This is a genomic window from Lacinutrix sp. (assembly GCF_029238095.1).
Taxonomy (GTDB): Bacteria; Bacteroidota; Bacteroidia; order Flavobacteriales; family Flavobacteriaceae; genus Lacinutrix.
The window spans coordinates 41,087-63,059 of the sequence record NZ_JAQWGS010000026.1; the positions used below are offsets into that span (position 1 = coordinate 41,087).

Annotated in this window: 19 protein-coding genes and 3 tRNA genes; 11 read left to right on the plus strand and 11 right to left on the minus strand. The window is 30.3% G+C overall.

All coding sequences use genetic code 11. The features are described 5' to 3' along the window. Positions 1-242 precede the first annotated feature (242 nt). On the plus strand, positions 243-1,190 hold the full coding sequence (locus P8H50_RS08190) for a tetratricopeptide repeat protein (protein ID WP_300207635.1): 948 nt from the start codon (positions 243-245) through the stop codon (positions 1,188-1,190). A 19-nt stretch (positions 1,191-1,209) separates the two neighbouring features. Here the strand turns inward: P8H50_RS08190 and P8H50_RS08195 are convergent, their stop codons facing one another. Beyond that, the gene (locus P8H50_RS08195; RefSeq protein WP_300207638.1) at positions 1,210-1,959 is read right to left on the minus strand and encodes a C40 family peptidase; all 750 of its coding nucleotides are present in this window, start codon (positions 1,957-1,959) and stop codon (positions 1,210-1,212) included. Positions 1,960-1,973: 14 nt separating this feature from the next. After that, entirely contained in the window at positions 1,974-3,152 is a 1,179-nt protein-coding gene (locus P8H50_RS08200; protein ID WP_300207640.1) for an acetyl-CoA C-acyltransferase, read from the minus strand. 135 nt (positions 3,153-3,287) lie between these two features. On the opposite strand from P8H50_RS08200, the gene P8H50_RS08205 reads away from it, so the two are divergent. From P8H50_RS08205 to P8H50_RS08225, 5 genes are all read left to right on the plus strand, one after another. Then, entirely contained in the window at positions 3,288-5,333 is a 2,046-nt protein-coding gene (locus P8H50_RS08205) for an HDIG domain-containing metalloprotein (protein ID WP_300207643.1), read from the plus strand. Between the two features lie 95 nt (positions 5,334-5,428). Then, a tRNA-Ser gene (locus P8H50_RS08210) sits at positions 5,429-5,512 on the plus strand. 21 nt (positions 5,513-5,533) lie between these two features. Further along, positions 5,534-5,608: transfer RNA gene (locus tag P8H50_RS08215), tRNA-Pro, on the plus strand. 15 nt (positions 5,609-5,623) lie between these two features. Continuing rightward, positions 5,624-5,697 (plus strand) — tRNA-Arg (locus P8H50_RS08220). A 66-nt stretch (positions 5,698-5,763) separates the two neighbouring features. Beyond that, the gene (locus tag P8H50_RS08225; RefSeq protein ID WP_300207645.1) at positions 5,764-5,922 is read left to right on the plus strand and encodes a hypothetical protein; all 159 of its coding nucleotides are present in this window, start codon (positions 5,764-5,766) and stop codon (positions 5,920-5,922) included. Between the two features lie 8 nt (positions 5,923-5,930). On the opposite strand, the gene P8H50_RS08230 is transcribed toward P8H50_RS08225, so the two are convergent. The 8 genes from P8H50_RS08230 to tsaD all read right to left on the minus strand — a co-directional run bounded on the left by P8H50_RS08230 (position 5,931) and on the right by tsaD (position 13,565). Further along, positions 5,931-7,115, minus strand: a complete 1,185-nt coding sequence (locus P8H50_RS08230; RefSeq protein ID WP_300207648.1) for a class I SAM-dependent methyltransferase — start codon at positions 7,113-7,115, stop codon at positions 5,931-5,933. A gap of 8 nt (positions 7,116-7,123) precedes the next feature. Next, positions 7,124-8,212: an AI-2E family transporter gene (locus P8H50_RS08235; RefSeq protein WP_300207651.1), complete on the minus strand. Its 1,089-nt coding sequence runs from the start codon at positions 8,210-8,212 to the stop codon at positions 7,124-7,126. A gap of 20 nt (positions 8,213-8,232) precedes the next feature. Continuing rightward, complete coding sequence (locus tag P8H50_RS08240) at positions 8,233-8,733, minus strand: TrmH family RNA methyltransferase (protein ID WP_300207655.1); 501 nt, start codon at positions 8,731-8,733, stop codon at positions 8,233-8,235. 45 nt (positions 8,734-8,778) lie between these two features. After that, the gene (locus P8H50_RS08245) at positions 8,779-9,450 is read right to left on the minus strand and encodes a DUF4159 domain-containing protein (RefSeq protein ID WP_300207658.1); all 672 of its coding nucleotides are present in this window, start codon (positions 9,448-9,450) and stop codon (positions 8,779-8,781) included. Positions 9,451-10,069: 619 nt separating this feature from the next. Then, positions 10,070-10,600 (minus strand): GNAT family N-acetyltransferase, encoded by a 531-nt coding sequence (locus tag P8H50_RS08250; RefSeq protein WP_300207661.1) that lies wholly within the window; start codon positions 10,598-10,600, stop codon positions 10,070-10,072. A 105-nt stretch (positions 10,601-10,705) separates the two neighbouring features. Next, positions 10,706-11,410, minus strand: coding sequence for a 16S rRNA (uracil(1498)-N(3))-methyltransferase (locus P8H50_RS08255; RefSeq protein WP_300207664.1), 705 nt, complete (start codon positions 11,408-11,410; stop codon positions 10,706-10,708). Next, complete coding sequence (locus P8H50_RS08260) at positions 11,410-12,045, minus strand: peptidylprolyl isomerase (protein ID WP_300207666.1); 636 nt, start codon at positions 12,043-12,045, stop codon at positions 11,410-11,412. Before P8H50_RS08260 ends, P8H50_RS08255 begins: the two co-directional genes overlap by 1 nt. 497 nt (positions 12,046-12,542) lie before the next feature. Next, entirely contained in the window at positions 12,543-13,565 is a 1,023-nt protein-coding gene (gene tsaD, locus P8H50_RS08265; protein WP_300207667.1) for a tRNA (adenosine(37)-N6)-threonylcarbamoyltransferase complex transferase subunit TsaD, read from the minus strand. Between the two features lie 130 nt (positions 13,566-13,695). Between tsaD and P8H50_RS08270 the strand changes: the two genes are divergently transcribed. The 5 genes from P8H50_RS08270 to P8H50_RS08290 all read left to right on the plus strand — a co-directional run bounded on the left by P8H50_RS08270 (position 13,696) and on the right by P8H50_RS08290 (position 21,599). After that, on the plus strand, positions 13,696-18,087 hold the full coding sequence (locus P8H50_RS08270) for a translocation/assembly module TamB domain-containing protein (protein WP_300207668.1): 4,392 nt from the start codon (positions 13,696-13,698) through the stop codon (positions 18,085-18,087). 146 nt (positions 18,088-18,233) lie between these two features. Further along, positions 18,234-19,220 (plus strand): 6-phosphofructokinase, encoded by a 987-nt coding sequence (gene pfkA / locus P8H50_RS08275; RefSeq protein WP_300207669.1) that lies wholly within the window; start codon positions 18,234-18,236, stop codon positions 19,218-19,220. Positions 19,221-19,279: 59 nt separating this feature from the next. Next, entirely contained in the window at positions 19,280-20,284 is a 1,005-nt protein-coding gene (gap, locus tag P8H50_RS08280) for a type I glyceraldehyde-3-phosphate dehydrogenase (protein ID WP_300207671.1), read from the plus strand. 89 nt (positions 20,285-20,373) lie between these two features. Then, positions 20,374-21,237, plus strand: a complete 864-nt coding sequence (locus P8H50_RS08285) for an N-acetylglucosamine kinase (protein ID WP_300207673.1) — start codon at positions 20,374-20,376, stop codon at positions 21,235-21,237. After that, on the plus strand, positions 21,237-21,599 hold the full coding sequence (locus tag P8H50_RS08290; RefSeq protein ID WP_300207674.1) for a methylglyoxal synthase: 363 nt from the start codon (positions 21,237-21,239) through the stop codon (positions 21,597-21,599). Before P8H50_RS08285 ends, P8H50_RS08290 begins: the two co-directional genes overlap by 1 nt. Here P8H50_RS08290 and P8H50_RS08295 read toward each other — a convergent pair. Then, positions 21,592-21,972 (minus strand): Rid family detoxifying hydrolase, encoded by a 381-nt coding sequence (locus P8H50_RS08295; protein WP_300207675.1) that lies wholly within the window; start codon positions 21,970-21,972, stop codon positions 21,592-21,594. The genes P8H50_RS08290 and P8H50_RS08295 overlap by 8 nt on opposite strands. Position 21,973: the final 1 nt, after the last annotated feature.

Here is a 21,973-nt window from a genome sequence, read left to right on the forward strand (position 1 = left end):
TAAAAAAGAAAAATTTGTAGTCATTAAAAGTTTTTGTTTAAAATTTACTCTTAATCAATTGTTATAATCTAGTGGCTCAAACAAGGACAGTAGAAATTGATTTTAATTATTGTAGTGTAAAAACCTACTTTCAAGGAAAACAGTATTTAAAAAACTATTGAACAGGTGAAAACTTTATTAAAGTATTAGAGTTAGAAAGCAAACACCAAATTTATAAATACACAAAAGAAGTTAAACCTCTTTTGGAAACAATAGTAAGTGAATTAGTTGATAATGCAATTTCAGCTCAAAAAGGAAAAGCCTACAAGAGCGCTTCAGAAATTTTATATATTGCTTATCAGGTACAACCAGAAAACCTTGACTTTTTATATTTTGCTGCATCAAATTCTATTACAGCAAAAGACTATATTAAAGCTCTAAAACATTATGAAGAATTAAAAACTTTAAATTATACTGGTGTAAGAACTAAGTACTTTGCTACAAATAAAGCTAATGGAGAAAAAGAGCCTTTTGCAGATAAAACAATAAGGGATTTGTCTATAAAATCTGGTACTCATTCAAGTCCAGTTGAAATAAATACAGAATCTAAACTTCCCGAAATCACTAAAAATATTTCTTGGATTTACACAAATATAATTGGTGATTACAATAAAGCATTAATCGCTACAAATGAAGCTATAAAAGCTAATCCTGATGATGCTTCTCTTTTATTAACGAAAGGAAATATTTATTACAAACTAGGAAATTATGATAAATTTAAAGAGATGATGCAGGAAATTATATCTATTAATCCTAACGATGTAGATTCTTACTATAATATTGGAGTAATTAGTGCAGAACATGGAGAAATAATTGAGGCAAGAAAAGCTTATAAAAAAGTTTTAGAATTAGATTCTACTTATGTAAATGCAGCAATAAACCTATCTAAAACATATATAGATGAAGCTTCTCAAATTGCAGATAAAATGAACGCACTAGGAACTACAATTGAAGATAATTCAAAGTTTGAAGCTTACCAAAAGCAACAAGCTGACTTATATAAACAGTCTTCTATTATTTTAGAGGAAATACTTATTAGTACACCTAACAATATTAGTATTTTAAAGCAACTAAAAGGATTATACTCTTTTTTGCAAGAAGATGTGAAATTTAATATTATTAACGCTAAACTTATTGAGTTAGGTCAATAAAAAAGTTTATTAAGAAGGTCTAAACAATTTTCTTAATCACACGAAGTTTATGTGTATGCATGCATTTATCAACGTTATAAATACCAGAATGGTCTAATCTATCAATACGTACTTTGCCATGCGCATGAATAATGTAGTTGTCTTTCATAATTATTCCTACGTGTACAATATTACCTTCTGCATTATCGAAAAACGCTAAATCTCCTGGTTCACTTTCTTCAATAAAACTTAATGCCTCACCTTGTGTGGCTTGTTGAGATGCATCACGCAGTAATTTATAACCATTCAGTTTGTAAACCATTTGTGTAAACCCAGAACAATCTATCCCAAAAGGTGTTTTTCCTCCCCAAAGATAAGGCGAATTAAGATAATTAAAAGCTGTAGTAACTAATTGGTTTTTAGGCTTTTTGTCTTGAGTAATTAAGCCATCAAAATGGTGTTCTAGAATAGATAATCCGTTGAGTTGTGAACCTAAAGGAATAGCGTAGAGTTGTTGGTTTTTATCTTGAATAAACTCTATTAAATCTGAAGATAATTTTGGTTTTTCATGCCTTAAATCATCATACATTTCTTTGCTTATTTCAAAATACTGTTTGGTATCTATCCAGCCTTCGTATTTATCGAAAGCCAAACGAATTTTACACCAAGACTTTCGCATTTCAATAATTTTAAACACATCTCCATACAAAACTTGCGATACCATTTCACTGGTATCACTAGCTTCAAGTCTTAAAGGGACAATGCTTAAATTACAAATGCCGTATTGCATTAATTGTAGTTAAATTAATTTCTTTCTAAAATTAATGCCGAAGCACCACCACCACCATTGCAAATAGCAGCTGCACCAATTTTAGCATCATTTTGTTCTAAAACGTTTAATAATGTAATTAATATTCTAACACCAGAGCATCCTAATGGATGACCTAATGAAACAGCACCTCCATTTACGTTTACATTACTATCATTTAATCCTAATATTTTCATATTTGCTAATCCAACAACAGAAAAAGCTTCGTTAAACTCAAAGAAATCTACATCTTTTAAATCAACACCAGCACGTTTTAATGCTTTAGGCAAAGCTTTTGCTGGAGCTGTTGTAAACCATTTAGGTTCGTGAGCCGCATCTGCATAACCTTTAATAGTTGCTAAAGGTTTAAGACCTAACTCTAATGCTTTTTCCTTGCTCATTAAAACCATAGCACCTGCACCATCATTAATAGTAGAGGCATTAGCTGCGGTAACAGTTCCATCTTTAGAGAAAGCAGCGCGTAATGTTGGAATTTTATCCATTCTTACGTTTTTGTATTCTTCGTCTTCCGATACTATAATATCATCACCACGTCTCTGCGGTACAGCAACTGGTACAACTTCGTTATTAAATTTTCCAGTTTCCCAAGCAGCTGCAGAGCGCTTGTAAGACTTTATTGCATAAGCATCTTGATCTTCACGAGAAAAAGTGTATTCTGTAGCACAAGCATCTGCGCAAACACCCATAGCTTCTTGGCTGTAAACATCTACTAAGCCATCTTTTTGCATACCATCTATTAAACTTGCAGGTCCAAATTTAGTAGCACTTCTTGCATGAAAATAATGAGGTATTAAGCTCATATTTTCCATTCCTCCAGCAACAATAATGTCTGCATCTCCAAGCGCAATGGCTTGAGCAGCTTGCATTACGGTTTTCATTCCAGAAGCACAAACTTTATTAATTGTAGTACATGGTACTGTATCTGGAATACCAGCAAATATTGCAGCTTGTCTTGCTGGAGCTTGTCCTGTACCAGCTTGTACAACATTTCCCATTAAAACTTCCTGAACCAACTCTGGCTTTAAATTTATTTTATCTAATGCGCCTTTTATAGCTATTGCTCCTAACTTTGGAGCAGATACAGTTGATAAAGCACCTAAAAAACTTCCAATTGGTGTTCTTGCTGCCGATACAATTACTACTTCTTTATTCATTTTATGAGTCTTAAATTTTACGTGATGCAAAAATAATCAATTTTTAGGAAAAATAAGAGTGATATACCTATTATAAGCGATATTGAATTCATAATTTATTACATTTGAACTTAAAGAATAAATCTAACTTTAATAATGAAGGACTTAGTAAATAAATTTTATAAAAATCATGCTTTAGTTTACAAGGTGCTTCTGTTTATTGTTACAACTTTTTTAATTGTTTATTTGTTTCCTAAAAGCGGAAAATTTAAATATGATTTTGAAAAAGGCAAACCTTGGCAATCTGAAACTTTATACGCACCTTTTGACTTTGCTATTCAAAAAACATCTGAAGAATTAGCTTTAGAAAAAGAAGAAATTGAAAAAACCGCAACTAAGTATTTTAGTATTGATACTACTATTAAATCAAATGTTTTAAAAGCCTACAACAAAAATTTTAATAATTCATTTCCAGATTCTATTTATACATCTAAAGATGAAATTAAAAAATTTGGTTTAACACTTCTTCAAAAACTTTACGAATATGGTATTACAAATGAAGATGAATTAAATGAAAATAAATCAGTCGTTGTTATTTTAAAAGATAGAGTAGAAGTTAGCAAAACAGATTTTTCTAATATCTACAAGCAATCTCAAGTAAAACCAAATATTGATGAAGAGTTAAAAAAGCAGAATCTTGAACAATATGCTAAGCCATTATCTATATTGTTTTTTAATATTGTTGAACCTAATTTAGAATTTAACAAAACCCTTTCAGATAGAGCTCTTGAAGAGCGTTTAAACTCCATTTCTTACAATAGAGGAAGTATTGAAAAAGAAACACTAATTATTTCTAAGGGAGAAGTAGTAGAAGGAAATAAGTTTTTAATACTTAAGTCTTTAGAATCAGAATATGAATCTCAAGTTTGGAACGAATCTAATTACAACTTAATAATATTCGCTTATACTTTGCTAGTAGCTTTAGCGCTTTTAATGCTATTACTTTTTTTAAGAAAATACAGATTAGATGTCTTTAATAACAACACTAAAGTCACCTTTATATTTTTTAATGTTTTTTTAATGGTTTTATTAACAACTCTAATTGTTAACTACAATTCAAAATACATTTATATTGTGCCAATAGCAATATTACCATTAGTTTTAAAGGCGTTTTTCGATGCACGCTTAGGCCTATTTTCACATGTAATTACAGTTTTACTTTTAGGTTTTATTGTTCCTAATAGTTATGAATATATGTTTTTACAAATTATTGCAGGAATAGTAACTATATTAACAGTTTCAGAGCTATATAAACGCGCAAATTTATTCATATCTGTTGGACAAATTACACTTATTTATATCATTGCATATTTTGCTTTTTTCTTAATACATGAAGGGAGTATTGATACTTTAAAATGGGACACTTTTGGACTTTTTGTATTATGTGGTTTGGCTACTCTTTTTGTACAACCATTAATATATATATATGAAAAACTCTTTGGATTAGTTTCGGACGTGTCGTTATTAGAATTATCAGACACTAACACAAAGCTTTTAAAACAATTGTCTAATGAAGCGCCAGGAACTTTTCATCATTCGCTTAACGTTGCTAATTTAGCTGAAGCTGCTGCCAACGAAATTGGTGCAAATGCTATGTTAATTAGGGTTGGAGCACTCTATCATGATATTGGTAAAATGAAAAACCCAACTTATTTCACCGAAAACCAATCTTCAGGACTAAATCCTCACGATGAGTTATCACCAAAAGAAAGCGCAAAAGTAATAGTTGATCATGTTATAAACGGAATAGAAATAGCAAAGAAAAACAATTTACCAGATCGTGTAATCGATTTTATTAGAACGCATCATGGAGACAGTAGTGTTTATTATTTCTATATGAAAGAGAAAGCTTTAAATGAGGATATAAACATTTCAGATTTCTCTTATCCAGGACCAAAGCCATTTAGTAAAGAAACTGCAATTTTAATGATGTGTGATAGTGTCGAAGCTGCATCAAAAAGTTTAAAAGAACCAACATCCACAAAAATAGATAAATTTGTAGAAAACATATTAAATAAACAAATGGATGATGGTCAATTTCTAAATGCTAACATAACTTTTAAGGAAATTCAAGCCATAAAAAAAGTGCTAAAACGCAAGCTTGCAAATATTTACCATTTAAGAATAGAATATCCAGAATAATTATTAGAAAAAATTAATTAAAATTGTTGTGTTATATAGGATGTTATCTTACATTTGCATCCGCAATTTATTGCTAAGTTCTTGTATAATTAATTGGAGAGGTGCCAGAGTGGTAATGGAGCAGATTGCTAATCTGTCGACGGGTAACTGTCGCCAGGGTTCGAGTCCCTGTCTCTCCGCAATTATTAGATAATTATTTTCGGGGTGTAGCGTAGCCCGGTTATCGCGCCACGTTTGGGACGTGGAGGCCGCAGGTTCGAATCCTGCCACCCCGACTTTTTAAATGCTACGGGCTCGTAGCTCAGCTGGATAGAGCACCTCCCTTCTAAGGAGGCGGTCACAGGTTCGAATCCTGTCGGGCTCACAGAATCCTTTTCATTTAGTTGAGAAGGATTTCTTGTTTTTAATAGTCTCAAAATATAAATTTTCTATGGCAAAATTGGGTAGTGCAAAAAATACAAAAAATAAGGCAAAGCATTCTAAGCTCATGGATAAGAAGAAAATTAAACTTCGTCAAGAAAAAATAGCTAGAAAAGAGCGATTAAAGACTATAATTGCACTTTCCAAAAAAGATTCAGAAAATAAGTAGAAAAGAGATTATAGTACTTTTTTACAAACGATTACAATTTTTATATTATTACAATTTGTTGTAAAAAACAAATAATTACTTCCGCCATCTTTTAAATTTAGTTTTTTACGGATTTGCTGAACAGTCTCAGGAAAATTTCTTGTAGTTACATTGGCTTTTTCGGCTGTAAACTCTCGCTTAAACTTTTTTTTATTGTATTCTATTATGTTAACTATTTTTAAACTACGACCAGGAAACTCTATAAGTTCACTAGAGGTGTATAAATGTGAATGCTTATGTAATTTAAAGAGATTAAGTTTTTTTGCAAGTATTTTAAAAGCCCCAGATTTTAAAATAGCTGAGTTTGGCTCGTAGATATAGGCTAATGCATTACCAATTAAAGCATTTGCTGTTGATTCATCTTTTAAATTAAAATTAAAAACCTGTTTGGTTTGTTTGGAAATATTAATTGTTTTTATTTCTATTTCACCTTTAAAATCAGCCTCTAAAATCCAAAGCAACTCTTTAACTTCATTATCTACTGCAACACAATGTATAGTTTTAACATGTTTTAACTCTGAAATACCAGATGTTATATCTAGCAAAGGAGATGTTTTTATCATTATATTTTTAGAATGCATAAAAAGCAATTCTAAGTGCTCTGGAACACTAGGTAGGCAATCTTTAAGTAAGAATACTTTTCCTTTAATATCGTCGCGCCTGGAAGCATCAATATATATCCAATTGTAAAGTTTGTTTTCTTGTTGTAAGATTTTTATTCCGTTTTCTGGAATACAGCTAATATTTTCTACTTTTAGTTGTAGGTAATTATGCCTTACAATTTGTGATAAATTTTCGTTAATCTCACAATGATAAACTTGTTTAATACGTTTTGAGAAGTAAAAACAATCTACACCAAAACCTCCAGTTAAATCGATTAATGTTTCTCCAGAAACTAATTCTGCTTTATACTGTGCAGTAATTTCTGAAGATGTTTGCTCTATATTTAGCTTGTTTGGATAGTATATATTATGTGTAGAAAACCAAATAGGTAATTTTTTTTCACAACGTTTTTTAGCTTCAATTTGTTCTATTAACTCTATACTACTTGCTGTAGCAGTTGCGATGCCTTTTAATAAAAACTCACTACTATTAAAATTTAAATAGTTTTTTATAATAGTTTGATTTTCAATATTTAAAATAGTATTATTCAAACTAATACTTAAATGTGTTTAGTGAGTTTTTTAACAACTTTATTTTCAGATAAAAACTCTTTTAAAATCACTTTTATAGCAGTGTAAGCTGGAACTGCTACTATTAAACCAACAATTCCAAATAAAACTCCAGCTATTAAAATAACCAAGAAAATCTCTAATGGATGTGCTTTTGTTGCTGTTGAAAATATTTTAGGCTGACTTATAAAATTATCAATTAATTGCCCAATAACAAAACCAACTACAGCCCAAATTGTAGCAGGCAACATAACCTCATTAAAATTTTCTCCAAGATTACTAGTCATACTTAATACTATTATTAATACACCACTTATTACTGGTCCTACGTAAGGTATTAAATTAAGTAAGGCACATAAAAAGGCAATAATTATAGCGTTTTCTGTTCCAGAAATAAGTAAGAAGATGGTATAGATAATAAATAAAATAAGGATTTGAAAAATTAAACCAACAAAGTATCTAGAGAGTAGGTTCTTTATTTTTTCTGATGATTTCTTTAAACGTAACTCATTATTATCTGGGATAAAAGTCATGATTCCGTTTTCAAATAATTTACTGTCTTTTAAAAAGAAAAATGAAATAAACAAAACCGAAAACAAACCTATACTAAAGCTTCCAAAACCACTTATTAGTGAGTTTAAAAAATTAGGAATCACAGAATAATCTATCATACCTAACAAATTTGAGTCTTTTATAGATTGTTCTACATAAATGTGTTTAAGGTCGAAATACGCCACAATCTCCTTGTATAAGCCTTCAACATTACTTTGTAATTCATTAATATTTAATAGCGATAAGTTTTGACCTTGCTCTAATATTAAGGGAATAAATAATAAAATTAAACCTATCAACAAACCAATAAGAATTACCATTGTAACAATTACAGCGATTGTGTTTCTAAATTTTAACCTACGTCTTAAAAACAGCACAATAGGCCTACCTATTAAAGATATTACTGCTGCAATAGAAATGTAAACGATAATAGATTGAATTTTATATAGGAAAAATAGTAGTAAAAAAATACCAAGAATAATACCTAGAGATTTTAAAATACCATTAGAAATTGTATTCGAGTTCATTTAGTAAATATATAAACAATTTATAAAATTTGCTTAGTTATTTCGTAAAGTGCAATATTTGTGGCTTGTACAACATTCATACTACTGTTTTGTCCAAACATATTTATATGAATAGTATGATCGCAAGCTTTTAATGTGTGCTCCGAAACTCCAAAATTCTCATCACCAATAAGTAGTGCTATTGGTTTTTTAGCTGAAAATCTAAATGTATGAATAGGCTCACTATCTTCAGTTATTTCTAAAGCAATACATTGGTAATCTAATGCTTTTAAGCCTGAAACCACATCTGAAACTTTACAATTAACGTCGTGTTTTACTACTTTTTCTGTAGCACGAGACGTTTTAGTCATTTTTCTGCCTAACGTAATATTATCACCACAAAATATTATTTTTTCTACTCCAAAGGCATCTGCAATCCGAAATAAACTGCCAATATTTGGAGCATTAGTTACGTTCTCGCAAACTAAAGTGATTGGGAATTTTTTTTTGTTAAAGTTAGTGGTGTAGTGGGTGAGTTGCATTTTTTCAACTATCGGTTATTAGCAATTATTGATAATTGATTACTGCTAATTTTCAAAAGCATATTTAACAATATTTGCGCCCATTTGTAATGCTTTTAGTCTTGTTTCTTCTGGATCGTTGTGTACTTCTTGGTCTTCCCAACCATCGCCTAAATCGCTTTCTACTGTAAACACAAGTACTAATCTGTTTTCATAAAACAAGCCTAAAGCTTGTGGTCTTTTACCATCGTGTTCATGAATTTTTGGTAATCCTTTTGGGAACGCAAATGCAGTTTTAAAAATCTCGTGGCTTGAAGGCAATTCTTTTAACTCCTGATTTGGAAACACTTTTTTCAATTCTTTTACTACATATTGTTTCATGCCATAGTTATCATCAATATGTAAAAAACCTCCTGAAATTAAGTAATTACGTAAATTCTGGGCTTCATCGTCACTAAAAAACACATTGCCATGACCTGTCATGTGCAACAAAGGATATTGAAAAATATCTGTACTGCCAACTTCTACTGTTTCTGGCTTTTCGTTCATTTTTGTAGCAATAGTTTCGTTACAAAATTTAATAAGGTTAGGTAAAGCAGTTGGGTTAGAATACCAATCGCCTCCACCTTTATACTTTAAAATGGCTAAATCTTGAGCTACAGTAAACTGTATACAAAAAATAGCTAAAGCAATTGGTGTTAGAAAAAAAGTATTTGATTTTTTTAAGCTAAATATCATATTTCAAAAATATAAAACAAACCAATGCAAATGGTATTTATCTTGCTATTTATATGCTTTGCTTTTCCAATCTTATCCGTAAGCCTTTCTTAAAGTTATTGGTTGAATATTTATAAATCATAGTTAATGATAATATCATATTCACAATCCAAATAATCAAGCCTACAAATAGTAATTGCTCTGTTTTATTATTAAATTCAGCGAATTCATTGAATTCCGAAATTAAAGCTCCAAGGAAATACAAATTGATTAAAAAGAAAAGAATTCCTAATGATATTCCTGAAATCTTGTTTTTAAAAATAATTTGGAGAGTAAAGATTCCTGCAATTACAATAAAAATAGGATTAATTTAAAATGGTGGTGAATATCCAGCTAAAATGGCTAAAACTATTAAGTAGTATTCAGGTAATTTAAATAATATTTTTTTCATTCTTTTTCAATTATGATTACGTTCCGCAATGAAATGGCACATCATTGGTTAGTGTATTAAAAGCAAGTAATTTTGGAGCACTTAACTTTCGGTTAAGCCCAAATTTATACTAGCCAAAAGCCTTAATTTCACTACTGTTTCTCCTATTTTTCATATACATTGTCAGCGGTTCGTACTTTTTTATAATCCTCATTTGTTTTTATTACTAATATTTAGTCGAAATAAAATCAACTTTGAATTTGTCTCATCAACACTATCCATTCTCTTAAATTTCAATTTTTTAATAAAATTGATTGAACTTTCATTGTCCTTGTGTGTATAAGCATCAATTGTTTTGAGTCCAAGCGTTTGATTTGAATATTTAATTATTTTATTCGCTGCCTCTGTCATAATTCCTTTTCCTTGATATTCCCTTAAAAGTTCATATCCAATTTCACACTTTTTTTGTTCTTCTGAAACATCAAAAAGACAAATTGTACCTACAAGTTTTTCATTTTCTTTTCGTGTAATTGCCCAATAAGTAAGGCTATTGTTTTTTATATTCTCAATAAATCCCAATGCGTCTTTCAGTGTTTTACTGGGCTGTCTGTCAAGATATTTGTTTATTAAAGTGTTAGAACGGAGAAGAAATATTTCCTGAACATAGCTGTCCAACAATTGTCGGAGAGTCAACCTTTCTGTCGTCAATATAGGGAACATTTTTAAATTTCTGTGTTCCATAAAATCGTATAATAATTTATGATATGTCTGATTTTTGTCACACGTCTTACCACTAAATAGTAAATAAATTTTTAATATACTATTCTCCAAAAAATAATAACAACACTACTCATTAACAAAAGCAACAGAGTGGCAAGCTACTATAGCAGCAGTTTCTGTACGTAAACGTGTGTTTCCTAAAGTTACAGGAATGTAATTATTTTCTAATGCTAATGCTATTTCTTTACTACTAAAATCGCCTTCAGGACCTATTAAAATCGTGGTGTCTTGGTTTAGTTTTAAAGCTTGTTTTAAAGCTGTTCTATTGTTTTCTTCGCAATGCGCAATAAACAAATCGCTTTTAAAATCATGAGTTATAAAGTTATTAAATGCAATAGCTTGGTTTAATTTAGGCAAATAACAACTTAAAGACTGTTTCATTGCAGATTGCAAAATCTTCTCGAAACGCTCTGGCTTAATAACTTTACGTTCACTATGGTCGCAAATTATTGGTGTAATTTCTTGAATACCAATTTCTGTTGCTTTCTCCAGAAACCACTCATAACGATCATTCATTTTTGTTGGTGCCACAGCCAAATGCAAATGGTATTTTGGTTGGTCTTGAAATTCCTTATTTGTAACTTGTGCAACACAGTTTTTTATATTATCGCTACTAATTTTGGCAGAAAACAACCAACCTTTACCATTAGTAATGTGCATAGTGTCTCCAACTTTTTTACGCAATACTTTTATAATATGTTTGCTTTCTTCTTTTGAGAAAGAAAATTGTGAGGTGTTTTCGTTAATTTCAGAATTATAAAATAATTGCATTAGTCTATTGTTTCTTGCACTTTTAAGACATAAACTTCTTTAATAATTTTTAGTCTGTGTGTTTTTTTAACAATGTAAAAACCATTGTCGTCTGTTATACCAACATCGAAAATAGCGTCTAGTTCATGTTTTAAATCGTTGGCCTCTTCTTCAATTTCTATTGGTAATTGTCCATCTTTTACCCAACCAGAATCGCCTCCTTTTCTGGCATTAGTTGCCATAGAGTATTTTTTTGCAAGGTCACCAAAATCGACACCTCTATTGTATTTTGCCATAATGGTTTTGCGCAGTTCGTAAATTTCGCTAACAGGCATTTTGTTACCATCAAAAAAGATATAGCTTATTCTGTAATGCGGCTCGTTTTCTTTTTTTACAATTTTATAGTGTGTTTTTTTAAACTGCGTCCTATCGGTTTTTGTGAAACCTACAGGCATTTCTAAAAGCTCTTTTGCCAGTGAAGTTTGGTGTTTTTCGGTATTAAAAACTAATATTTTTTTCTTTCTAGTTTGCTTTTCGCCTATGTAGTCTTGTGCTTGCTCTAGTGTTTCTATAGCCTTAAGTTCTTTTTTAACATTGGTTTGCGCTAATGCAGCACAGGATACACAGAGATAAAGTAAGACTAATAACTTATTCATTTTGAAGAGATATTTATTTTAAATACAAAAAAACAAAAAAATAACGTGCTTATTGTAATTGATGATAAGGTTATTAACAAGGATTTTAACAAGACAATTTTTAAAACAACTCAAGTCTAACTATAAAAAGCTCATATTTAACTTATTATAAATAGAACACTAATAGAAAGAATAGAAAACATTGATATTTATTAAGAAATTAGTGCCTTTCAAAGAGACGCTATTACTAACTTCTAATCCACTTAATTCCAATATTAAATAATAAACAGATTAAGAAAATTGCAATTAATAACAAAAAAATATTATTTAGAACAAAATCCAGAGCAAAAGCATCTAGGTTGTCTATTTTATAAAAAATAGTATTGATTTTTTTTGGCATTTGAGAAATAATACCCAATAAAATAGCTAAAGCAACAATAATAAAGATTATACCAAATGTTTTTTTTAACACGATACTTTCGTAATTAAATTAGGGCACATAAAATATTTACTAGTCATTATATTTTTAGTCGAGAAGATGCCATAACATTATTCTTCGAAAAATCGCTTTCTAAATACTTTAAATAGCCAACAATACCAATCATTGCAGCATTATCTGTGGTGTATTCAAATTTAGGAACATAGGTTGTCCATCCAAACTTATGTTCTCCATCTTTTAAAGCTTTTCGAATTCCAGAATTTGCCGATACACCACCACCAATTGCTATTTGTGTTATTCCAGTTTCTTTAGTTGCTGTTTTTAATTTATCTATTAAAATACCAATAATGGTATATTGAATAGAAGCACAGATATCGTTTAAATTTTCGGCTATAAAATTAGGGTTCATTTTTACTTCTTTTTGTATAAAATACAAAACAGCAGTTTTAAATCCAGAAAAACTAAAATTTAAACCTTCAACTTTAGGCTTGGTAAACTGGAATGCTTTTGGGTTTCCTAATTGTGCACGTTTATCTATTTCTGGTCCAGCAGGATAACCTAATCCTAAAATTTTTCCGCTTTTATCGTAAGCTTCACCAACAGCATCATCTATAGTTTCGCCAATAACTTCCATATTAAAGTAGCTCTCAACTTTTACAATTTGAGTATGACCTCCAGAGATAGTCATGCCTAAAAACGGAAATGTTGGCTTTTTAAAACCTTCTTCTGTAATAAAATGGGCAAGTATATGAGCTTGCATATGGTTTACATCTATTAGTGGAATATTTAAACCATAAGCAAAAGATTTAGCAAAACTAGTACCAACTAAAAGCGAACCCATTAATCCTGGTCCTCTTGTAAAGGCAATAGCATGTAATTGCTCTTTTCTAATATTTGCTTTTTTTAGTGCTTGATGCACAACAGGTACAATATTTTGTTGGTGTGCACGAGAGGCTAATTCTGGTACAACTCCACCAAATTCTTCATGTATTTTTTGGTTAGCAACAATATTACTTAAAACAGTGTCGTTGCACAGTATAGCAGCAGAAGTATCGTCGCAAGAAGACTCAATAGCTAGTATATAAATATTTTGTGATGACATATGTGAATATTCGGCATTATAATTGTTAATTTTGATTTGAAAATAAATCAATAAACAAAGGTAGTTTTTTAAACTTAATTTTCTCATTAAGAAATTTCTAAAAATAGCAGGAAAACTAATAGCAATATTATTGCTACTCTTCATCATTTTGGTGCTGGTTTTATCTATTCCTGCAATTCAAACAAAATTAGGAACGTTTGCTACTGACTTTATTAATGAAGACTATGAAACTGATATTACCATTGGAAAAGTAGGTCTTCAATTTAATGGTGATGTAGAGCTAAAAGACATATTAATTTTAGACTTTAAAAAAGATACTCTAATTAGCGCATCAGAACTTAACACTTCAGTCATAAATTTTAGAAATCTTATTGATGGAACACTTAATTTTGGAGATATAGATATTGAAGATCTTATTTTTAATGTTGTAACCTACAAAGGAGAAACAGATACTAATCTTGATTACTTTGTAGCCAGATTTGATGAAGAGAATCCAAGTTTAGAAAAAAGTACTTTTCTATTGTCATCTAGTGATGTATCTATATACAGTGGTTTGTTTAGATTAATTGATGAGAACAAAGAAACACCAAAAATTATAGAATTCGATAAATTAGATATTAATGCCACTAACTTTCTTATAAATGGAAGCGATGTAAGTGCACGAATAAATACCTTATCCTTTTTAGATAGTCGAGGACTAATTATACAAAACATGTCTACCAATTTTGAGTACACACTCGAAAACATGGTGTTTAATAATTTAAATTTAAAAACAAAAAACTCAGCACTAAAAGGAAATGTTACTTTTAATTACAACAGAGAAGATTTTAAAGATTTTGAAAATAAAGTTCAAATAGTAGCACATTTTAACGATGCAAATATAGCTTTAGACGAGTTAAATGTTTTTTACAACGAGTTTGGTGTAAACCAACGTGCACGTTTTAATACTGATGTATCTGGTACTTTAAACGATTTAAAACTTTCAAATCTAAAATTAAACACCAGTACGCGCACTAAAATTTATGGTGACATTACTTTTAAAAACCTTCTTAATAGCGAAGAGAATAATTTTGCCATGTTTGGCACTTTTTCAAACTTAACCTCTAACTACAAAGATTTAAAACGCTTACTACCCAATGTGCTAGGAGCATCAATTCCTTCTATTTTCGATACGCTTGGTGACTTTACCATACAAGGAACAACAAACATAACACCTTCAAAAATTAATGCAGATTTAAAAATTAATACTTCATTAGGATTTGTAAAATCTAATTTAAGTTTAACAGATGTAGATGATATTGATCTTGCAACCTATAAAGGCAATGTAATTTTCGATCAATTTAATATTGGTGCTTTTTTAGAAGACCCAAATTTGGGTGAGATTTCTTCAAACTTAAACGTAGATGGATTTGGTTTTAAAAAAGAAAACTTAACTTCCGCTATAAAAGGCGATGTTTATGCAATAAATTATAATAACTATAATTACCAAAACATTAAAGTTAACGGTTTATATAAGCAAAGTGTTTTTAATGGAAATCTACTTGTAGACGATAAAAACTTGAAGTTAGAATTTAATGGTCTAGCAGATTTGTCGACAACAATAAATACGTTCGATTTTTCAGCAAATGTAGCATATGCAGATTTAAACAAAATAAACCTTTACAAAAGAGATTCCTTATCTATTTTTAAAGGTTTTGTAGAAATGAAAATTAAAGGAACTAACGTAGATGATACCTATGGAAATATCAATTTTAAAAAAACAAGTTATAAAAATCAAACAAGCGATTATTATTTTGAGGATTTCAGTATAGCATCAAGTTTTGAAGGTAAAGAGCATATAATAAACATAAACTCACCAGATATTGTAGAAGGTACAATGCGAGGTGAATTTTTATTTAAAGATGTCCCAGATTTATTCGAAAACTCTATTAAAAGTATCTATACAAATCAATCACCAAACACTATAGAAACAGATCAGTTTATAAATTTTAATTTTAAAATTTATAACAAAATTGTAGAAGTATTTTTTCCAGATTTAAAATTAGGAACGAACACTTTTATTAGAGGTCGTGTAGAAACCGATGAAAACGAATTTAACTTAACCTTTAAATCGCCAAAAATCGAATGGTTAGATTATTTTGCAAACAAGATAGAAGTACAAGTAGATAATAAAAATCCATTATATAATACCTATGTTGAAATAGATAGTTTAAACACTAATTTTTATAATATTTCAAAATTTAACCTTATTAATGTAACCTTGAATGACACGTTGTATATGCAAAGTGAATTTAAAGGAGGAAGTGGCAATACAGACGATTATAGTCTTAGTTTTTACCATACTATTAACGAGAGAAAAAACTCTGTAGTTGGTTTTAAAACTAGCGAAGTAACCTTTAAAGATAATCTTTGGAAACTTAATGAAGCATCAGACAGGTTCAATAAAATTGAGATTGCTAACGGTTTTAGCGATTTTAATATTGAAAAATTTGTTTTGAGTCATAAAAATGAAGAAATAAGGCTAAATGGTATAGTAAAAGACTCTTCTTATAAAGACATAAAACTTAACTTTAAGGATGTAGACCTAGCTAAAATAACACCAAGAATAGATAGTTTAAGTTTGGTTGGTAATGTAAATGGTAAGTTAGATTTATTGCAAAAAAATGGAAGTTATCTACCAAGTTCTTCTATTACCATAGACGATTTAGAAATAAACAACACCTATTTTGGTTCTTTTGATGCTAATATAAAAGGAAATCAATCACTTACTAACTATAGTGTTAAAGCTAAAATTAAAAATGACGATAAAAACGCTTTTGAAGCTGTTGGAGATATTGATGTTTCAGAGAAAAACGCAGCAATTGCTATAGACTTACGTTTTAACGATTTTAATATTAATATTCTTTCACCATTATTAGAACCAGTACTTAGTAATATAAGAGGAGAAGTTACCGGAAAAATAGCAGTTGTTGGAGATTTAAAACAACCAGATTTTAAAGGTGCTTTAAAAGTAAATAAAGGAGGTCTTAAAGTACCATATCTAAATGTAGATTATGACTTTGCAGAGAACTCATCTGTTACATTAGATAATCAGAATTTTAATTTTAATGATATTAGTTTAACAGATGTTAAATATGGAACAAAAGCACTTTTAGATGGTATTGTAAGTCATGTTAATTTTGGAAATTGGAGATTAAATTTAGGTATTGAAACAGATAGACTTTTAGTTCTTGACACCAAAATGGCAGAGGAGTCTTTATATTATGGCACAGGATTTATAGCAGGAAATGCTAATATTTTTGGACCAACAGAAGCACTTAGAATTACAGCTGAAGCAGAAACAAAGCCAGGAACAGAATTTTATATTCCTTTAAGCGATGTAGAATCTTTTGGTGATAATTCGTTTATTCGTTGGTTAACGCCAGAAGAAAAACTCGCAAAATCTGAAGGTAAAATAATTGAAACCGAAATTATTTCTGGCTTAGAACTCTTTTTCGATCTTAACGTAACAGACGATGCTATTATTGAAATCGTAATGGATAGAGAGTCTGGAAGTACCATTCGAGGACGAGGAAATGGAAGTTTGCTATTTAACATTAATACAAACGACAAATTTCAAATGTTTGGGGATTTTATTGTACATGAAGGTGTATACAACTTCCTGTATGGTGGAATAATAGAAAAAAAATTCACGGTAAAACCTTATGAAAGTATAATAGAATGGAATGGTAACCCTTTAGATGCAGAACTTGATATTCAAGCCATTTACAAAACAAGAACAAATCCGTCTCCATTATTAGATAATCCTATTAATAGAACTATTCCTGTTGAATTAATGATTAATTTATCTGGTAAATTAGAAAGACCAGAACCTGTTTTTGAATTCGAATTTCCTAACGCAAGTTCAACCATAAAATCTGAGTTAAATTACAGACTTGACTCTAAAGACGTAAGAGACAATCAAGCACTTTATTTACTAACAACAGGAGGCTTTAACAGACAATTACAAGATATTAATTTTACTGGTACTATTGCAGAACGTATAAACGGTCTTATTAATGGTATTTTTACAGATTCTGATAATAAAATTAAAATAGGTTTAAATTACGAAGCAGGACAACGTCGTCCAGATTATAACACAGACGATCGTGTAGGTTTTACTTTACAGACTAAAATTACAGATCGTGTATTAATTAATGGTAAAGTAGGAGTACCAGTTGGTGGTGCATCAGACTCTGTAATTGCAGGTGATGTTCAAATAGATTTTTTATTAAATGAAGAAGGCACTTTAACAGCAACAGTTTTTAATAGAGAAAATAGCATTAGAAATTTTGGTGAAGAGATTGGTTATACTCAAGGTCTTGGTATAGCATATTCTGTTGATTTTGATACGTTTGGTGAATTACTTAGGAAAATTTTCAGTAAAAAAGAAGCAGACGATAAAAAAGAGCAAACAGCACCTAAAACTGAAGAAAAAGAAACACCATTACCATCTGGTTTCGAACTAAAAAAGAAAGATTAAAACACTCCAAAACTAAAAATTAAAGCATCTTTTCAACAATCTTACTAACTAAAACGTTATAGTGAAACTGTGCTTGTTAAATTTTGTGAAATCCTTGTTATTATATAGAAATACTTTACTAGTTTAGCTAGAAACAAGGGAATTATATGTCTAAAAAAATACAAAAAATTGGAGTTATGACCTCTGGAGGAGACTCTCCAGGAATGAATGCTGCAATTAGATCTGTAGCTAGAACTTGCGCCTTTCATAATATAGAATGTGTAGGGATTTATCGTGGCTATGAAGGCATGATTGAAGGAGATTTTACAGATTTAACGGCTAGAAATGTAAAAGGAATTGTTAATAAAGGTGGTACAATACTAAAATCTGCTCGTTCTAATGCATTTAGAACTCCTGAAGGGAGAAAAAAAGCGCATAAAGCATTAGTAGAAAAAGGTATAGACGGTCTAGTTACAATAGGAGGAGATGGTACTTTTAACGGAGCTCTTATATTTAATAAAGAGTATAACTTTCCAGTTATGGGAATTCCAGGAACTATAGATAACGATATTTATGGAACCTCACACACACTAGGTTACGATACTGCTTTAAATACAGTTGTAGATTGTATAGATAAAATTAGAGACACTGCCAGTTCACATAACAGACTGTTTTTTGTAGAAGTTATGGGAAGAGATGCTGGACATATAGCTTTAAATGTAGGGATTGGAGCAGGAGCAGAAGAAATCCTAATTCCAGAAGAAGACCTAGGTTTAGATCGCTTATTAGAGTCTTTAAGACGTAGTAAAAAATCAGGAAAATCTTCCAGTATTGTAGTCGTATCTGAAGGTGATAAAATTGGCAAAAACGTTTTCGAACTAAAAGATTATGTTGAAGAAAACATGATAGAATATGAAGTTCGAGTTTCAGTTCTTGGGCACATGCAACGTGGTGGATCACCATCGTGTTTCGACCGTGTTTTAGCAAGTAGAATGGGAGTAAAAGCAGTGGAAAGCTTAATGGAAGGACAATCAAATTTCATGGTTGGATTACTTAGCGATAAAATTGCATTAACACCTTTAGAGAAAGCCGTAAAAGGTAAATCTAAAATAAACAAAGAATTAATACGTGTGTCTGATATAATGACCACATAATATAAAAAATAATAGTATTTCCGTTCTTTCGGAAACCAATAAAAAACAAATATAAAATTATGTCAAAATTAAAATTAGGAATTAACGGATTTGGTAGAATAGGTCGTATTGTATTTAGAGCGACAGTAAAACGTGATAACGTTGATGTAGTAGCAATAAACGATTTATTAGATGTAGAACATTTAGCGTATTTATTAAAATATGATTCTGTTCATGGAAAGTTTGATGGTACTATTGAAGTAAAAGATGGAAATCTTGTAGTTGATGGTAAAACCATTAGAGTGACTGCAGAAAGAGATCCAAAAAACCTGAAATGGGATGAAGCAGGAGCAGAGGTTGTTGCAGATTGTACAGGGATTTTTACAACTTTAGAAACAGCAAACTACCATATAATAGGTGGCGCAAAAAAAGTAGTCATTTCTGCACCAAGTGCAGATGCACCAATGTTTGTAATGGGTGTAAATGACCAGAAATTAAAAGCATCAGATACAATTGTATCTAACGCCTCTTGCACCACTAACTGCCTGGCGCCTTTAGCTAAAGTTCTTGAAGATAATTTTGGTATAGAAGAAGCATTAATGACTACAGTTCATGCAACAACAGCGACTCAATTAACAGTAGATGGTCCTTCTAAAAAAGATTGGAGAGGTGGACGTAGTGCTTTATTAAATATTATTCCAGCGTCTACTGGTGCTGCAAAAGCAGTAGGCAAAGTTATTCCAGAACTTAACGGGAAATTAACTGGTATGGCCTTTAGAGTTCCTACAGCTAACGTTTCTGTAGTAGATTTAACAGTTAAAACTAAAAAAGAAACATCTTTAGCAGAAATTAAAGCTGCATTTAAAAAAGCGTCTGAAGGCGCAATGCAAGGTGTTTTAGGATATACTGATGAGTTGATGGTTTCTCAAGATTTTGTAAGTGATGATCGTACTAGTATTTTTGATGCTGCAGCTGCAATAGAACTAAATTCTACATTTTTTAAATTAGTATCTTGGTATGATAATGAATTTGGTTATTCTAATAAATTAGTTGATTTAGCAGAAAAAATAAACAATTTACAATAGTCTTTTTCTATTCTAAAAGCGCATTAGAATTTTCTTTCAAAAGTTTTACTGCGCTTTTTTTATTTAAATAATTAAACTAAATTTAAATCATGATATTAATTGTTGATAGTGGTTCCACAAAATGCGATTGGATTGCAATAGATAAAAATGGCAACCAATTACTTGAGAAAATTAGAACTAAAGGCTTAAATCCTGCTATACTTTCTGAAAAAAAACTTAGAAAAACCATAAATAAAAGTAAAGAACTAACAGCTAATAAAGATGTAGTTACTAATGTCTATTTCTATGGAGCAGGTTGCGGTACAGAAAACCCAAGAATAGCATTAAAAATTGTATTGCAACAGTTTTTTCCAAATGCATTAGTAGAAGTTAGTGAAGATACTATGGCTGCTGTTTATGCAACAATAAATACGCCTAACGAAGCTGCTGTAGTTTGTATTTTAGGAACAGGATCTAACTGTAGTTATTACAATGGTAAAACCTTAGAGCAACGTGTAGACTCATTAGGTTATACATTAATGGATGATGCCTCAGGAAACTATTTTGGAAAACAACTTATTCGCGATTATTATTTTAATCATATGCCAGAGAATATAAAGATTGCTTTTGAAGATAAATATAATCTAGATGCAGATTATATTAAACATAATCTTTACAAACAACCAAATCCTAATGCATACCTAGCAAATTTTGCTGAATTCATGATTTTGAATAAAGATTCTGAATATATTCGAGAATTAATAAAAAATGGAATTCGCCTATTTTCTAAGAATATGATTCTTCAATTTAAAGAAGAAATAAAAACAGTTCCTGTACATTTTGCTGGCTCTATTGCTTATTTCTGTAAAGATGAAATTAAGCAAGTAGCTAAAGAATTGGGATATAAAACTGGTAATTTTGAACGCAGACCTATAGAAGGTTTAGTGTCATTTCATACTAAACAACATAATTAATGGAAATAGCAATTATTGCTCATGACGGAAAGAAAGCAGAAATGGTTCAGTTCTTAAATGAGCATAAATCTATTTTACATCAAAAAAATATAACTTTAATATCTACAGGAACAACTGGCGAAAAAGTTAAAAAAGCAGGATTTCAAGTCCTTAAAATGCTATCAGGACCATTAGGAGGTGATGCGCAAATTGCTGCTAGAGTAGCCGAAGGCAAATGTAATATGGTTATATTTTTTAGAGACCCATTAGAAAAGCATCCTCATGAACCAGATGTTTTAATGCTTATGAGACTATGCGATTTACATGAAGTACCATTAGCAACAAATGCATCTAGCGCTGCACTTTTTATGAAAGCTATTTAATAGCAATCATACTAATCTCTACATTTACAAACTTTGGTAAATTTGCAACCTCCACGGTTTCTCGCGCAGGAGCTGTAGCTTCATTAAAATAACTTGCATAAACTTTATTAATAGCGTTAAAGTTATGCATATTACTAATAAAGATAGAGCTTTTAACTACGTTTTCAAAAGTCATATCTGCAGCCTCCAAAACAGCTTTCATATTTTCCATAACTTGTTTTGTTTCCCTAGTTATATCATCAAGAACTAATGCTCCAGTTTCTGGATGTAAGGCAATTTGTCCAGAAGTATATAAAGTGTTCCCACTTAAAACTGCTTGATTGTATGGTCCTATTGGAGCAGGAGCATGTATTGTTTTAATTATTTTTTTCATG

Bases quoted from the DNA above. Each gene is read 5' to 3' on its own strand.
- P8H50_RS08255 (WP_300207664.1), bottom strand. From the start codon at position 11,410: ATGCAATTATTTTATAATTCTGAAATTAACGAAAACACCTCACAATTT.
- P8H50_RS08240 (WP_300207655.1), bottom strand. From the start codon at position 8,733: ATGCAACTCACCCACTACACCACTAACTTTAACAAAAAAAAATTCCCA.
- P8H50_RS08195 (WP_300207638.1), bottom strand. From the start codon at position 1,959: ATGCAATACGGCATTTGTAATTTAAGCATTGTCCCTTTAAGACTTGAA.
- pfkA (WP_300207669.1), top strand. From the start codon at position 18,234: ATGTCTAAAAAAATACAAAAAATTGGAGTTATGACCTCTGGAGGAGAC.
- P8H50_RS08295 (WP_300207675.1), bottom strand. From the start codon at position 21,972: ATGAAAAAAATAATTAAAACAATACATGCTCCTGCTCCAATAGGACCA.
- P8H50_RS08235 (WP_300207651.1), bottom strand. From the start codon at position 8,212: ATGAACTCGAATACAATTTCTAATGGTATTTTAAAATCTCTAGGTATT.
- P8H50_RS08250 (WP_300207661.1), bottom strand. From the start codon at position 10,600: ATGGAACACAGAAATTTAAAAATGTTCCCTATATTGACGACAGAAAGG.
- P8H50_RS08225 (WP_300207645.1), top strand. From the start codon at position 5,764: ATGGCAAAATTGGGTAGTGCAAAAAATACAAAAAATAAGGCAAAGCAT.
- P8H50_RS08285 (WP_300207673.1), top strand. From the start codon at position 20,374: ATGATATTAATTGTTGATAGTGGTTCCACAAAATGCGATTGGATTGCA.
- P8H50_RS08245 (WP_300207658.1), bottom strand. From the start codon at position 9,450: ATGATATTTAGCTTAAAAAAATCAAATACTTTTTTTCTAACACCAATT.
- P8H50_RS08290 (WP_300207674.1), top strand. From the start codon at position 21,237: ATGGAAATAGCAATTATTGCTCATGACGGAAAGAAAGCAGAAATGGTT.
- tsaD (WP_300207667.1), bottom strand. From the start codon at position 13,565: ATGTCATCACAAAATATTTATATACTAGCTATTGAGTCTTCTTGCGAC.
- P8H50_RS08205 (WP_300207643.1), top strand. From the start codon at position 3,288: ATGAAGGACTTAGTAAATAAATTTTATAAAAATCATGCTTTAGTTTAC.
- P8H50_RS08260 (WP_300207666.1), bottom strand. From the start codon at position 12,045: ATGAATAAGTTATTAGTCTTACTTTATCTCTGTGTATCCTGTGCTGCA.
- P8H50_RS08200 (WP_300207640.1), bottom strand. From the start codon at position 3,152: ATGAATAAAGAAGTAGTAATTGTATCGGCAGCAAGAACACCAATTGGA.
- gap (WP_300207671.1), top strand. From the start codon at position 19,280: ATGTCAAAATTAAAATTAGGAATTAACGGATTTGGTAGAATAGGTCGT.